Here is a 14,297-nt window from a genome sequence, read left to right on the forward strand (position 1 = left end):
CCACGAACGGTGCTCCCGCAGGAAACCGCGCAGAGCGTCGTAAGAAGAAGTAGTTCCCTTCGGGATGCTTCTCGCCGAGTGAAGCAATCTAGAATCACACTATGGAGAACGACTGGCTGTTACTTGCGTGGCTGTCACCGCTCATCCTGGTGATGATTGTTTTTGATCTCAAAGCACGAAACTACGGCAAGAAAGTCCTTCATCTACCCAAGAAGGAATATGTGAGCTTATTGTGGCTCGCCATTCTTGATCCGGTTTTTGAAGTCTTGTTTATTGGTGTTGTTCTCTGGGAAGACCTTTCCCGAGATGCCTGGCATTGGGTTGCAGGTGGAGTCGGGGTCGTTTTCGGATACTTCTTTGCCCGTTATCGCACGCGAATTATGTGGGTAAGACCTCTGCGGGAAAAGAAGGCCGTGATCCTTCGAAACAGTGGTGCGGAATACATTGCCTTGGTTTTCTTGGTCATCGTGAAAACCGTGTCTGAAAACAGCAGCTTTTCCAATTACTTTGCCAGTCTCTTGATTACCGTTGGTTTGCTTACCATCGTGAGCGAATCAGCCTTCAGAGTCGGCATCCTGTTCAAGCGCTACAACAAAGAGCTACCACACGTCACTGCCTAGAGCACGTGGATAGCAGTTGCCCGCCAGCGGCCGTCAAGGCCCTCGAGGCGAATAGCTATTGAGCGCGTGCGTGCTTTGCCATGCACAATCACGACCGACTCAACAACGCCATCAACAGGGTGGGTAATTATCGTGCGACCTAAGCCAAAGCTCGGCAGCACAGTTGCCTGCTTCTTCACGGCACGAGCTCGTCGTGAGATGTGAACACGCTGAAGAAGGTTTCGATACACGTCATCAGTGACCCAGCGGGAAATCTGATCCAGATCGCGGCAACCTGCAAGTATCTCCATCACACTGCGGGCTAGGTTCTCCACCATGGGCTGGGGGTCTGGCAAAGCAGAGGTCGCAGTGGGTTGCTGGTCAAAGAAGTCATCGTTGACAAAACCAGTGCGCTTGGTGGGGAATGCAGGTGCGGTATTCATGTGAACACTGTGACATGAGAAATAGACCGAAAGTCTATTTCTCAGGAAACATGTGGATAACTCCAGAACATTCTCAGGTTCGGCTCTTACCTTCGCTGACTATGGACTTCGACACTCTGTTTCAAGATTTAGAGAATCAGCTCGAGCGAGAGCTAGATGCTGAGCTCATCAACCGCTTAGAAGATGAAGAGCGTGACAGGCGCGCGAAGCTGACGCTTCGTGACCGCCTGCGTGCACTGCATCAGACAAACCCTGCAACGGTCATGACTGCAATCGCCAAAGACGGCCGAACGTTGACCTTCCAGCTCAAGAACGTGGGCAAAGACTGGGCAGCTATCGAGGTTCATGAACCAGCAGACATTGGCGGGCCCCTCATTCTGGGATTACATGCGCTCACAAGCGTGAACATTCCGCTGGAGAGCGTGAAGGAGAGTTTGGGCACACCAGTGGGAGAAGTCTCTGATCATGATCTCAAGGCACTATCAAGCAATGCTCGTCTAGCGGAGAAAGTGAATCTGGCATTCGTGCTGCGCGATGTGAGCAGAAGGCGGAAACACGTCATGATTCACACCGTTCTGGGACAGTTCCACGGCACCATCGACCAGGTGGGTGCAGATCACCTCGACATCACAACGTCGTCGGGAAGACAGATGATTGCACTTCGAGAAGTTCTGTTTGTTCAGATGCAGTAATCACCGAAGGTGAAGTAGTCATGAAAATGCTCCTGAGATGTGAAATCTCAGGAGCATTATGTGTGGTTTAGAAGTCAGTGATGTTGTTCGCGGAGGCCAATGAGGGGTTGTTCCACATTGCGCTTCGGCGAGACTCTTCATACTGCTGGTCAATGAAGAGCTCGAGAATCTCGTGTTCGATGCGCCACGGACCTCGCTTTCCCACCTGGAAGCCTTGAAGCTCACCAGAGTCGATGAGTTCATGCACGTCAGCCGCAGAAACCTTGAGGAGTTCTGCTGCTTCAGCAACGGTCAGGAAACGGTCCTTATTCACATCAGTAGAGTCAAAATCATTCATATCCACACAATAGGAAACCTTCAGGGGTTAAATCCTTGAGTAAAGCAATCTGTGGATAACTTCAGCAGATTCTTTTGCGCATTAGAGAAGATGCTTCTCATGACTCACACCACAACACGTCCCTCCGCGCGACGACTCGACCTTCGCCTCATCATTGGTCTCGCCATTGTCCTTATTACTGCTCTTGCAGGATTTGCTCTCGTCTCAGCGGCAGATAACACCACCTCTGTTTATGCAGCTGCAAAATCTCTGGCTCCAGGCCATGTCCTGCAGACGTCAGATCTTGTTCTCACCGACGTGAAGCTGGGGAAGTCATCTTCGGCATATCTGGCTGCAAGTGGACTGACTTCTGGTGCTGTTGTCACTAAAGCGGTAGGCGCAGGGGAACTGGTTCCTGTCAGCGCAGTGGGAACGGCCAAGCAGGTCGCCACCACGAACGTGGTGGTCCAGCTTGACGTTCCTCTCTCCTCAGACGCCGTTGAGGGCTCCACCGTGGATGTGTGGGCCTCCATGGCTGCAGGTCAGGGAGTATTCGGCCCACCTGCAGTGATTATTTCCGGTGCACAGATTGCCCACATCACTGAGGCCACAGGTCTTGCAGCTTCGAACGGCGGCGTTCGTGTGGAGATTGTTGTTCCCCAGTCCAAGGTTGCGGCACTCCTGGAATCTCAGGCAAATGGTGATGCCATCTCACTCGTTCCCAGCAGGGGCAAGGCCTAATGTCCAAGCTCATTGCTGTCTGGGGTCCAACCGGAGCTCCAGGTCGCACCACCGTGGCAATCAACCTGGCGGCAGAACTTGCTGAGCAGGGTCAACGAGTACTTCTCATTGATGCAGATAGCTATGGCGGAGCAATAGCTCCGCTCCTTGGCCTCGTCGATGAAGCAGCTGGCTTCGCAGCTGCTTGTCGTCTTGCTGAGTCGGGAGCCTTGACTGAGGACGAACTCATTCGTTTAAGCCATGCCATCCCCGCAGGTGCTGGAGAGCTGGATGTGCTCTCTGGAATAGTTCGCTCTGACCGCTGGCCAGAGCTCTCTGCTGAGCGAGTCAAGAAAGTCCTTGCTCTCGCGATGGAAAACTGGGATGCGGTCGTGGTGGATGTGGGATTCAACCTGGAGACCGATGAAGAGATCACAAGTGATCTCTTTGCCCCCAGGCGCAACGCATCAACCCTCACTGTTCTCAAACAAGCTGATTGCATTATTGAAGTGGCAGGAGCAGATGCTTTGGGGATAGCCCGGTTCATTCGAGCACATGATGTCTTGGTAGAAAACTTCCCAGATTCACTCCGGGTGATTGTGTTGAACAAAGTGCGCTCAGGGCTCGATGCTAGAGGCACAGCACAAGCGGCAGCTACGCTGAGTCGCTTTGCTGGCCTGCACGAGGTCTACGAGCTGCCAGCAGACGATAAAGCAATCACTGCGTCGTTTGCCTCTGGAAAACCGCTCAGCACTTCAGCAAAGAACAGCAAGCTACGCAAGCAATTCGTGAGCCTGGCCGCGATTTTCCAGCCAGTAAGCGCAATTACTGCTGCGAAGCAGAACCGATTCGTTCGTTCAAGAAAGCAAGCGTCTCCGTCAGAGCAGTCTGAGCTGCATCAAGATTCAGCTTGAACTGATACTCATGGGGGAGTGCTGGTGTGTAGTCAGCTGGCCAGAACAGCTCAGTGACATTCACTCCCAGTGTTTGCAGCTTTGCTGCAAAGGGCTTGGAGTTCTCCGCTGTGAGTGGGTCAGCGTTTCCGCCGGAGATATACGTCACAGGGAAGTCAGCTGTCACGTGGTTAATGGTCGACATCTGGGCAATTGCCGGTGAGCTCGCAATGTCCTTATCTCCGGTGTATGCCCAGAGTGACATGTCATCTCCCCAGCCGAGTATGCCCTTCTCTCCAATGAGGGAAGTTACTTCGTATACGCCGCAGTTGAGCACAACTCCCTGAAGCTGTTCAGGTGAGAGAACAGGGGTGAAGTCCATTTCCTTGGCAAAGTCAGGGTTGGTAATCAACGCAGCTAGCTGGCTTGAAAGCTGTGCTCCAGCGGAGTCACCTGCCAGAACAATCTTGCTGGGGTCAATGTGGAACTTCTCTGCGTTATCCAACAAGAACTGGTGAGCTTGGTTGAGTTCAAAGACGGCAGTGGGGTACTGAGCTTCAGGACCGTAGGTGTAATTCAGACCTACCACGGTGTAACCCTTGGATGCCAAGATCTCGAAGTAGCTGCGGTCGTTGGCCTTATTGCCAGATATCCATGCACCACCGTGAGTCCAGATCACTGTTCCCAGTTGAGTGGTGGTTCCTGTGGGATAGAACACATCCAGCTGTGTGAAGTCACTGGCCTTGACGTGAGGCTGTGTGGAGTCTGTGGCGTACTGAACGTCCAAGACAGAGTCCACGCCGCTGGTGGGGGCGTAGGGCGCCATGATGGCGGCAGTCTTCTTTGCGCCATCTTGGAAGACCTGGCGAATAATCAAGGCACTAGGCCAGGGGCTCACGGTAAACACGAGAACAGTCACCACCACTAATCCGGCTATGACAGCCAGTGTCCGCCACAACCACTTCTTACGCATGACTCTAGGCTAGAGGTATGTCGACCCTCAGCAACATCATGGAATCCCAAGGCATTGGCTCAGCAGCCGATATTGAATGGCTCCACATGCTTATTGGGGACTGGCAGCTCATCGCAGACCTCGCCTTTGCTGACATCGTGCTCTGGGCACCCACCCAAGATGGCTCGTTCGTTGCTGTTTCTCACGCTCGCCCTTCCAGCTCTGCCACCTTGTTCTACCGCGACTTTGTCGGACAGAAGATCAAGGCAGAATGGCGGGCACAAGTAGGCGAAGCCTATGAAACCGCAACCATCATCGAGTCCTCTTCACCTGCCTGGTATGAAGAGACCCCCACACGTGTTCGTGCTGTTCCCGTCATCCGTCGCGTAAGACAGGGTTCCACTGACTCAGCACCCAGCAGCCCCATTGCCGTCATCTCTCTCCACACCAACTTGTCAGAGAGCCGCTCACCTAGCCGCCAGGAAATGACCTTCAACTCCTGCGCCAATGACTTGTTTGACATGATCGCCTCAGGTGACTTCCCTGATCTCGATGCCGCGCCTTCACCACGTCGTGGAGCACCGCGTGCAACTGATGGTTTGATTCGTCTGGACGTGGACGGTGTTGTCACCTTTGCCAGTCCCAACGCGTTGTCTGCCTTCAACCGCATCGGCTTCGCCGATGAGCTGGAAGGTGAATCTCTAGCTGAAGTAACCACCCGGGTTCTCACCGGCAAGATTAACGTTGACGAATCTCTCCCAGTTGTGGTCACAGGCCGTGCACCCTGGCGTGCAGACATTGACGCCCGTGGCGTGACGGTATCGCTGCGCACAATCCCTATTCGCCACCTCGGTGAGCGAACCGGTGCGATTGTGCTCTGCCGCGACGTGACAGAGCTTCGTCACCAGGAGATGGAGCTCATCACCAAGGACGCCACCATCCGTGAGATTCACCACCGTGTGAAGAACAACCTCCAGACAGTAGCTTCCTTACTGCGTATTCAGGCCCGCAGAACACAGTCAGATGAAGCACGTGAAGCTCTCACGCAGGCCATGCGCCGTGTTGCCTCCATTGCGGTAGTTCACGACACCCTGTCTGAAGGTCTGACTCAAAACGTTGACTTCGACGAGGTATTCAACCGTGTACTCATGCTGAGCGCAGAGGTTGCGGCAATTCATGGCACCACGGTGCACCCACGTTTGACCGGAAGCTTTGGCGTGCTCCCTAGCGGTTATGCCACTCCTTTGGCTTTGGCGCTGACTGAACTTGTTACCAACGCGGTAGAACACGGCCTTGCAGGCCGTGAGGGAACCGTGGTCATTGAAGCTAACCGTTCCGAAGAACTTCTCACCGTCCACATCGTGGACAACGGAACCGGACTGCCAGAGGGTGCCATCGGAGATGGATTGGGAACACAAATTGTGAAGACCCTCATTCAGGGTGAACTGAGCGGATCCATTGAATGGAATGCCGCCGCAGACGGCGGCACCGATGTGTTCATTGAGATCCCGCTGCGCTTCGCAAATGTGCCGGAGTAGCCTTCACAGCTAACACTGAGCGTTCTCGCTAGAATAAAAGGGAAATGGACGACCCCCCGCCTGCCCGAACCAGTGACAAATCTTCGTCACTGATGATTCTTGAGCGTGGTGAATCTCATGCTCGCTGAGTGGTTAGCCTTTGCGGCTGGTTTAGTCCTTACGGTTGGTACCGGTTTCTTCGTTGCAGCTGAGTTTGCTTTGGTGAACTTGGACCGTCCTGAGCTTGAGGCTCAACGCGACCGCGGCGTTCGAGGCCTAGGTCTCACCATCAAGGCTCTGACGATTACGTCGACCCACCTCTCCAGCGCTCAGCTTGGCATCACTCTCACCACACTGCTGACCGGTTTCTTGATGGAACCAGCGCTCTCTGCACTGCTTTTCCAGCCGCTCTCTGGGCTTGGGTGGAATGACGCTGTCATTCACACCGTTGCCGGTGTGAGCGCAGTCGTCATTGCAACCGTGCTCTCCATGATTGTGGGAGAACTTGTTCCAAAGAACTTCGCATTGGCGTTGCCGCAAGCAACAGCAAAGGTGGTTATTCCTTTCCAAACCCTCTTCACCACAGTGTTCAGGCCGTTAATTGCTGTACTCAATGGTTTGTCTAACCGAGTACTCCGCGGATTTGGCCTGGAGCCTAAAGAAGAGCTCTCGGGGGCTCGTTCAGCAGAGGAACTCTCCTCCCTCTTGCGGCGCTCCGCAAGCGAGGGCGCCCTTGAGAGTGACACTGCAACACTGCTGGGAAAGACCTTGGCATTTAGTGAACTCTCTGCCAGTGACGTGATGACGCCACGATTACGTATCGAAGCGTTAGAGCCGGGTGACTCAGCACGTGCCGTGCTGGAACTTGCACGAAAGACAGGCTTCTCTCGTTTCCCTGTTACCGAAGATGGTCTCGACGACGTCGTAGGTATCGTGCACGTCAAGAACGCGATCTCAGTGCCGAGGGAACGTCGTAACGACGTTCCTGTCTCGGCACTGATGATTGAGCCTTTACGCGTCCCCGACACCATGTCCCTGGATGCATTGCTTGCTGAACTTCGTGGCAAGGGCCTTCAGATGGCCATTGTTGTGGACGAATACGGTGGCACGGCAGGTATTGCCACTCTGGAAGACCTCGTAGAAGAACTTGTCGGTGAAGTTGCTGACGAACACGACCGCACACGTGCGGGCGTTGTCAGCTCTGCTGATTACCTGACCTTCCCTGGATCACTGCGCCCAGATGAACTCGAGGAACGTGCTGGCATTACCGTCCCTGAAGATGACAATTACGAAACCGTTGCCGGTTTCGTAATGAGTCAGCTGGGCCGTATTCCTGAGCAGGGTGACGTTGTCACCGTGCCAGAGGGTGAATTCAAGGTTGTTCGAATGGACGGCCGCAGAATTGATCGCCTTCGTTTCACTCCATTAGTTCTATCCGAAGTAGGTGAGAACAATGAGTGATTGGTCTGGATTGATCTGGCTGGTCATCCTGCTTGCGGTGAACGCCTTCTTCGTTGCCGCTGAGTTTGCCGTTATTTCTGCACGCCGTTCGCAAATAGAACCGCTTGCGGAGAAGGGGAGCGCTTCTGCAAAGACAGCGCTGTATGCCATAGAGCACGTGAGCTTGATGTTGGCCACGAGCCAACTGGGTATCACGGTTGCTTCTTTGCTGATCTTGAATGTCTCAGAACCGTCCATTCACCACCTCGTTGAGTTGGGCTTGGCAGGAACAGGATTAGCAGCAGGCTGGATCAGCGGCATTAGCTTTGCTGTTGCCTTGATCCTGGTCACGTTCCTGCACGTCATCTTTGGCGAGATGGTGCCCAAGAACGCGTCCTTCTCAGTTCCTGAGAAAGCAATTCTTCTCTTGGCCCCACCACTGGTGTTTGTTGCACGCGTAGTGAAGCCTGTTATCTGGGCCATGAATGGTGTGGCGAATGCCACACTGCGTTTATTCAAGGTTGAGCCTCGTGAAGAAGCCAACAGTGTCTTCTCTCTCAATGAAGTAGCCACCATTGTTTCTCACTCAACCCGTGAGGGAATGATCGAAGACTCCTCTGGAACCCTTTCTGCAGCCTTTGAGTTCACCACAAAAAAGGCTGGGGATATCAAGGTTCCCCTGGAGAACTTGGTCACTCTCCCTGAAGCAGCGAGTGTGAGTGATCTCGAAACTGCAGTGGCTAAGTATGGTTTCTCCCGCTTCGTCATTAGTGACTCAGACAATGAACCCATTGGATATGTTCACCTCAAAGATGTCCTCACCTTCGATGACGACATCTCTGAGGCCGGAACACACACTGGCCCCATCAAGGCCAAGCGCATTCGCCAGCTGGCAACCTTGACGGAATCAACAGATCTCGAAGACGCGTTGGCAGAGCTGCAACGCAGCGGTATTCACTTGGCGCGCGTCGTTGACCTAAATGGCAACACAACTGGGGTTCTGTTCCTCGAGGACATCATTGAGGAACTCGTCGGAGAAGTTCAGGACGCTACCAGGCGTTGGTAGTCGGGGGACAGCAATGACACAAGAAATTCACGAATGGGGGGCTGCGGATGCAGCGCGCCACATTCGTATTCCTGGGCCCCAAGACAATAAGTACACCCATGGTGTTCTAGGAGTTGTCACTGGCTCTGAGAAGTATCCAGGCGCTGCAGTGCTGGGCGTTGAAGCAGCACACCGAACGGGCATCGGAATGGTCCGGTTCCTGGGGGAGAAGTCATCGGCTGAGCTCGTCATGGCACGCCGGCCTGAAACGGTGACCGTTTCTGGGGCCGTCGATGCCTGGTTGGTTGGTTCTGGCATGGAATCCACGCCAGACCTCAACCCAGATCTGCCTGCACTTGCCCATGCAATCCTCGGATTACAGCCTGTGGTTCTAGATGCTGGCGGATTAGGTTTTCTTGGCCATGTCACGGCGCCAGCAATCATTACTCCTCATGAGGGGGAGTTAGAACGACTTGTTCCTCAAGATGGCCTTTCAAGAGAGAAATGGGCCTCTTCAGCTGCAGATCAACTAGGTGTCGTTGTCGTGCTCAAAGGCCATGAAACCCTCGTTCTATCGCCAGAGGAACCTAGTGGTGGAAGATTCCTCGTGAAAGTGACGTCTCCCACTTCTTGGCTCGCAACGGCGGGCACAGGGGATGTTCTTGCCGGAATCATTGCGGCAATTGTTGCCACTCATTCGGTGAAGAGAGTTCCTTCATTTCAAGAATTAGCTGAATTGGCTGCAACGGGTGTCTTTCTGCATGGCAAAGCAGCAGAACATGCCGCTGAAGGCGGGCCATTCCCCGCTCTGGATGTTGCAGAGTCAGTCAGTCTCGTGGTTTCAGCTCTCAGCGGCGAGGCCGACCATTAATCATGATGACACGAGACTTTTGGCACCACCCTGTATTGATGTGGTTCGCATTTGGATTGATCAGTCTGTGGCTGGGATGGCAAGGTTTTGTCGCTGAAGCTGTGCCTTATGGAGATGTCAGCTTTGTTTATGAATTTTGGGCAGGTCAAGCAGCTGGCGGAGCTGGAATTGTCGGCATAGATTCACAATGGGTTTATCCAGCTGTCGCACTCGTCCCAATTTTGCTCCCGCTCTTTGCCGGGCCGGGGCTTTACCCAATTGGCTGGATCGTTCTGGTGACTCTTCTCAATGCGGGGGCATTTGCCTACCTGCTGTATTCAGCACAGGGCACCCAGAGAAACACGCTTCAGCGAACTGCCGCCTGGTGGTGGTTGGTATTCATGCTGTTACTCGGTCCGATTGCTGTGGCACGACTGGACAGCATTGTCACCCCGTTGGCGATAGTGGGCTTGCTCATGGCTGTGCAGCGACCGGCAATAGCCGGGGCGCTGCTTGCCATAGCGACGTGGATCAAGGTGTGGCCCGCTGCCTTGATAGCTGCGGTTCTTGTTGCCGTGCACAAACGCAAGACCGTGTTGATTTCAGTACTTGTCACCTCAGCAGTTGTGATTGCCATTGCTGTGATTCTGGGCGGCGCTGCAAACATTTTCAGCTTCTTGGGACAGCAAACAACAAGAGGGCTCCAGATCGAGGCTCCTCTGGCAACCCCTTTCCTCTGGCTTGCTGCTTTTCACGAGCAAGGTTATGCCGTTTACTACGACACTGTCATTCTGACCTTCCAGGTCATGGGAGAAGGAACAGGGGTTGCAGCAGACCTGTCTTCTCTCCTGCTGGGCTTAGGTTTTATTGGCACATTGATGTGGGGCCTTTGGCTTCACCGTAGGGGTTCTGACCCCAGTCATGTGTTGCCAGCAGTTGCGCTCTCACTGACCGTCGTCTTGATTGTGTTCAATAAAGTGGGCTCGCCTCAATACATTGGCTGGCTGGCTGCGCCGATTATTGCTGGGCTGGTGTTGGAGCAAAGACGATTCTTCGCGCCTGCAGTTATTGCACTTGTTCTGGGCGCTTTAACTCAAGCGTTCTATCCCTACCTCTACAACGGATTGCTGAATGTTCAACCATTGGAGCTGAGCATTCTCACGCTGCGCAACATAGGTGAACTTGTATTGCTAGCGGTGTCTGCGACAGTTCTCTATGAAGCCAAAAGGCGAGAAATCTGAGAACCAACGAACTCAGATTCAATTAAGAACGCATCGTGACCAAAGTCAGATTCCAATAGGGCTGGTTCGTCACCGTTGATGTTCCCAGGAATATGAGCAGCAAGTCGCTTCTGTCCTTCCAAGGGGAAGAAGCGGTCGCTATCAATACCGATAATCAGTGTGGGAATCGTGATCGATTCCAACACTGATTCAATGCTTTCGCGGTTGCGGCCCAGATCGTGAGAATTCATAGATTCCACGAGAGTGACATAGCTGTTGGCATCAAAACGACGAGTGAACTTATTGCCATGGAAGTCGAGATAGCTGGCCACAGCAAAGCGGCCGCCCTTACCTAGCGGGCTAATGTCGCTTTGTGAAGATCGGTCAAAACGCTCGTTGAGCTCAGAAGGGGTGCGGAAGTTCTGGAAAGAAATACGGCGCGCTAATGCGAGGCCACGGTAGGGACCCTCGCCATCACGTGCTTCGTAATAGTGACCTGCACGGAATGCAGGATCAAGCATGATGGCTTCGATCTGAACGGTGTTCAGAGCGATTTCATCGGCGCTGGTGGCAGGAGGTGCTGCAAGAACAGCCAGTCGTTCCACCCGATCAGGGAACATTGCTCCCCACTCAAGGGCATGCATTCCGCCCATGGAGCCACCAATAACTGCAGCCCATTTCTCAATGCCAATGACGTCAGAGAACTGAGCTTGAGCACGTGCTTGGTCACGAATGGTTGTGTAAGGGAAACGTGAACCCCACTCGTAGCCATCTGGAGCCAGTGAAGCAGGCCCTGTAGATCCCTGGCATCCGCCAAGAACATTGGGAGCCACCACAAACCACTTGTCTGTGTCGATGGCAAGGCCAGAACCCACAACTTCGTTCCACCAGCCCGCTGTGGTGTGGCCACCACCGGCTGGTCCAACCACATGGCTGTCACCAGTCAGTGCGTGCAGGACAAGAACAGCGTTGTCTTTGGCTTCGTTGAGAGTGCCCCATGTTTCGTAAGCAATACGCACGTGGGGGAGTGATCCACCACATTCAAAGTCAAAGGGGCCTAAGTTTGCGAACTGACGGTTGCCAGGAGCATCACCATCGCGCCAGGCACCTGTAACCGGAGGCTTTCCGGCAACAGAACGAACCTGCTCATCAGTAATAAAGCCTGAGGGCAGGTTGTCGGCCGAATCTTGCCAATCCATAGTGGATTAAGCCTACTTGCCTGTGAACTCCGGCTTTGACCTCGTGGCGAATGCGGCAACTCCTGTTTGGAAGTCTTTGCTGGAAAGAAGTGCTGCCAGTTCCTTCGGAAGCTGGCTGAGCGCTTCTTTTTCAACAGCGGAACGAGCTATGCGAGAGTTTCGCAAAGTTGCTTGAACAGCAAGTGGTGCCTGTTCTGCAATGAGGGAAGCTAGCTCAAGCGCTCGTTCCACTTGGGTTCCAGCTGGAACAACCTCATTGATCAGTCCAATACGGTGTGCTTCTGCTGAGGTGAAGGTTTCTCCGGTGAGGAGATATCGGGATGCATGTGCCCAGCCCACGCGCTGGGCGAAGCGAGTGGTTGCACCGCCAAAAGGCATGATTCCTCGAGTCACCTCGAGCTGTCCAAAGACAGTTGTGTCATCTGCCACTGCCATTTCAGAAGCAAGGATCAATTCCACGCCCAAAGTCAGGCAGGTTCCTTGGACTGCCACAATGACGGGTTTAGATATGGGGGCTGTTGTGATTCCCCAGGGGTCTATGCCACCTTCGGGAGTCAGTTCCAGCCCAGATTGGCTTGCTGTTCCTAGAACGTCGCCCAAATCCAGCCCAGCCGTGAAGTGGTCACCAACGGCAGATACGACGACAACGCGGACGTTGTCGTCGCGGTCTGCCTCGGCATATGCCAGGGAAAACTCAGAGAGCATCTGCCTATTGGCAGCATTCATCTTCTCTGCCCGATTGAGTTGCAGGTGTCGAATGTGACCAATAGTGGAAACAAGAACGAGGGGCTCAGCCATGGAGTAGACGCTACTCCAAGGCCAAGCCCCTCGACTAGTTATGTGTGCGTGTGGAGCTAGATTGCTGCAGCTGCAGCAAGACCCTTCTCGAGGTCTGCCTTGATGTCTTCGATGTTCTCGAGACCAACAGAGAGGCGAACCAATCCAGGAGTTACACCACTGGTCAGCTGCTGCTCGGGGGTGAGCTGCGAGTGAGTCGTGGATGCAGGGTGGATAACGAGTGAACGAACGTCACCGATGTTTGCGAGGTGACTGAACAGATCGAGGTTGTCTACGAATGCCTTGCCAGCCTCAACGCCGCCCTTGAGCTCGAAGGACAGCACAGCACCAACACCCTTAGGCGCATAGCGGTTTGCTGCGGTGTACCAAGGGCTCGAAGGTAACGCTGCGTAGTTGACGGAAGCAACCTGCGGGTGTGCTTCCAGCCACTGTGCAACAGCGGTTGCGTTCTCCACGTGACGCTCAATACGCAGGCTCAAGGTTTCGATGCCCTGGATGATCTGCCATGCGCTCGCAGGAGCGATGGAAGAACCGAGGTCACGAAGAAGCTGAACACGTGCCTTGATGATGTACGCAATGGCGTCACCAAGAACGGTGGTGTAACTCGCACCGTGGTAGGAGGGGTCTGGTTCAGTTAGCCCTGGGAACTTTTCTACGTTCTTGGACCATTCGAACTTGCCACCGTCCACGATGACACCACCGATAACGGTTCCGTGGCCACCAAGGAACTTAGTTGCCGAGTGGATCACGATGTCAGCACCGTGCTCGAGAGGGCGAATCAAGTAAGGAGTTGCAATGGTGTTGTCCACGATGAGGGGAACGCCTGCCTCGTGAGCAACCTTGGAAACGAGCGCAATGTCCAAGATGTTGATGCGAGGGTTACCAATGGTCTCACCAAAGAAAAGCTTGGTGTTGGGGCGTACAGCTGCGCGCCATTCGTCAGCATCATCCTGGTTCTCGACGAAGGTTACTTCGATGCCGAGCTTGGCCAGGGTGTACTTGAACAGGTTGTAGGTACCGCCATAGATGGAGCTCGAAGACACAATGTGGTCACCAGCTTCAGCGATGTTCAGAACTGCGAAGGTTTCTGCTGCCTGGCCGGAGGAAACTAGAAGGGCTGCAGTTCCACCCTCAAGAGCAGCTACACGCTGCTCCACAACGTCCTGGGTGGGGTTCTGGATGCGGGTGTAGATGTTTCCAAACTCAGCAAGACCAAAAAGCTTCGCGGCGTGCTCGCTTGAATTAAAGGTGTAAGCGGTGGTCTGGTAAATAGGAGTCGCGCGTGAATTGGTGGTTGGGTCTGACTGAGCGCCTGCGTGAATCTGTGCAGTCTCAAAGCCCCACTTTGCTGGATCTGTGCTCATGATGTTCCCTTACTTGATTGGAGTCGTTTCCATAACAGTAGGAGTAATGCTCAATCTGCGGAAGTCGCGGTGAAACACTACGTAATGTTCGCCCTACGCTAGAGGAATGTTCTTCGAGCAGATGCACCCAACCTGGCAGGCCGTCTTAGCCGAGGCCAAGCCCGACCTTGAGGCAATCGAGCAAAAGCTAGCCGCCCACGCTGGTGAGTTCGTGCCTCCGTTGCCGCTGGTGATGCGTGCATTCGAAAC

15 protein-coding genes are annotated in these 14,297 nt (G+C 54.0%); 9 read left to right on the plus strand and 6 right to left on the minus strand.

The window, feature by feature from the left end; all coding sequences use genetic code 11:
• Positions 1-101: 101 nt before the first annotated feature.
• The gene (locus Q0362_RS07755; protein ID WP_298122206.1) at positions 102-620 is read left to right on the plus strand and encodes a hypothetical protein; all 519 of its coding nucleotides are present in this window, start codon (positions 102-104) and stop codon (positions 618-620) included.
• Here Q0362_RS07755 and Q0362_RS07760 read toward each other — a convergent pair.
• Positions 617-1,042: an Rv3235 family protein gene (locus Q0362_RS07760; protein WP_298122209.1), complete on the minus strand. Its 426-nt coding sequence runs from the start codon at positions 1,040-1,042 to the stop codon at positions 617-619. The two genes, Q0362_RS07755 and Q0362_RS07760, sit on opposite strands and share 4 nt — an antisense overlap.
• A gap of 101 nt (positions 1,043-1,143) precedes the next feature.
• On the opposite strand from Q0362_RS07760, the gene Q0362_RS07765 reads away from it, so the two are divergent.
• Positions 1,144-1,734, plus strand: coding sequence for a hypothetical protein (locus Q0362_RS07765; RefSeq protein WP_298122212.1), 591 nt, complete (start codon positions 1,144-1,146; stop codon positions 1,732-1,734).
• A 67-nt stretch (positions 1,735-1,801) separates the two neighbouring features.
• Here Q0362_RS07765 and Q0362_RS07770 read toward each other — a convergent pair whose 3' ends face one another.
• Positions 1,802-2,071 (minus strand): helix-turn-helix domain-containing protein, encoded by a 270-nt coding sequence (locus Q0362_RS07770; protein WP_298122215.1) that lies wholly within the window; start codon positions 2,069-2,071, stop codon positions 1,802-1,804.
• Between the two features lie 99 nt (positions 2,072-2,170).
• On the opposite strand from Q0362_RS07770, the gene Q0362_RS07775 reads away from it, so the two are divergent.
• Entirely contained in the window at positions 2,171-2,791 is a 621-nt protein-coding gene (locus Q0362_RS07775; protein ID WP_298122218.1) for an SAF domain-containing protein, read from the plus strand.
• Positions 2,791-3,684, plus strand: coding sequence for an AAA family ATPase (locus tag Q0362_RS07780; RefSeq protein WP_298122221.1), 894 nt, complete (start codon positions 2,791-2,793; stop codon positions 3,682-3,684). The genes Q0362_RS07775 and Q0362_RS07780 overlap by 1 nt, the downstream gene beginning before the upstream one ends.
• Here the strand turns inward: Q0362_RS07780 and Q0362_RS07785 are convergent.
• Positions 3,596-4,636 (minus strand): alpha/beta hydrolase, encoded by a 1,041-nt coding sequence (locus tag Q0362_RS07785; protein ID WP_298122224.1) that lies wholly within the window; start codon positions 4,634-4,636, stop codon positions 3,596-3,598. The two genes, Q0362_RS07780 and Q0362_RS07785, sit on opposite strands and share 89 nt — an antisense overlap.
• A 17-nt stretch (positions 4,637-4,653) precedes the next feature.
• On the opposite strand from Q0362_RS07785, the gene Q0362_RS07790 reads away from it, so the two are divergent.
• The 5 genes from Q0362_RS07790 to Q0362_RS07810 all read left to right on the plus strand — a co-directional run bounded on the left by Q0362_RS07790 (position 4,654) and on the right by Q0362_RS07810 (position 10,708).
• Complete coding sequence (locus tag Q0362_RS07790) at positions 4,654-6,153, plus strand: sensor histidine kinase (RefSeq protein WP_298122227.1); 1,500 nt, start codon at positions 4,654-4,656, stop codon at positions 6,151-6,153.
• Between the two features lie 117 nt (positions 6,154-6,270).
• On the plus strand, positions 6,271-7,593 hold the full coding sequence (locus Q0362_RS07795; RefSeq protein WP_298122247.1) for a hemolysin family protein: 1,323 nt from the start codon (positions 6,271-6,273) through the stop codon (positions 7,591-7,593).
• Positions 7,586-8,638, plus strand: a complete 1,053-nt coding sequence (locus Q0362_RS07800; RefSeq protein WP_298122230.1) for a hemolysin family protein — start codon at positions 7,586-7,588, stop codon at positions 8,636-8,638. Before Q0362_RS07795 ends, Q0362_RS07800 begins: the two co-directional genes overlap by 8 nt.
• A 13-nt stretch (positions 8,639-8,651) precedes the next feature.
• Complete coding sequence (locus Q0362_RS07805; protein WP_298122233.1) at positions 8,652-9,488, plus strand: ADP/ATP-dependent (S)-NAD(P)H-hydrate dehydratase; 837 nt, start codon at positions 8,652-8,654, stop codon at positions 9,486-9,488.
• A 38-nt stretch (positions 9,489-9,526) separates the two neighbouring features.
• Positions 9,527-10,708: a glycosyltransferase 87 family protein gene (locus tag Q0362_RS07810; RefSeq protein WP_298122236.1), complete on the plus strand. Its 1,182-nt coding sequence runs from the start codon at positions 9,527-9,529 to the stop codon at positions 10,706-10,708.
• On the opposite strand, the gene Q0362_RS07815 is transcribed toward Q0362_RS07810, so the two are convergent.
• The 3 genes from Q0362_RS07815 to Q0362_RS07825 are packed head-to-tail and all read right to left on the minus strand — an operon-like array spanning position 10,681 to position 14,048.
• The gene (locus Q0362_RS07815; RefSeq protein WP_298122239.1) at positions 10,681-11,886 is read right to left on the minus strand and encodes a homoserine O-acetyltransferase; all 1,206 of its coding nucleotides are present in this window, start codon (positions 11,884-11,886) and stop codon (positions 10,681-10,683) included. The genes Q0362_RS07810 and Q0362_RS07815 overlap by 28 nt on opposite strands.
• Before the next feature lie 12 nt (positions 11,887-11,898).
• Positions 11,899-12,684 (minus strand): crotonase/enoyl-CoA hydratase family protein, encoded by a 786-nt coding sequence (locus Q0362_RS07820; RefSeq protein ID WP_298122241.1) that lies wholly within the window; start codon positions 12,682-12,684, stop codon positions 11,899-11,901.
• Between the two features lie 56 nt (positions 12,685-12,740).
• Positions 12,741-14,048 carry a bifunctional o-acetylhomoserine/o-acetylserine sulfhydrylase gene (locus tag Q0362_RS07825; protein WP_298122244.1) on the minus strand — a complete coding sequence of 436 codons (1,308 nt, stop codon included), beginning with the start codon at positions 14,046-14,048 and terminating at the stop codon, positions 12,741-12,743.
• Between the last annotated feature and the right edge of the window lie 249 nt (positions 14,049-14,297).

Origin of the sequence: uncultured Aurantimicrobium sp. (assembly GCF_936931525.1) — a bacterium.
GTDB lineage: Bacteria > Actinomycetota > Actinomycetes > Actinomycetales > Microbacteriaceae > Aurantimicrobium.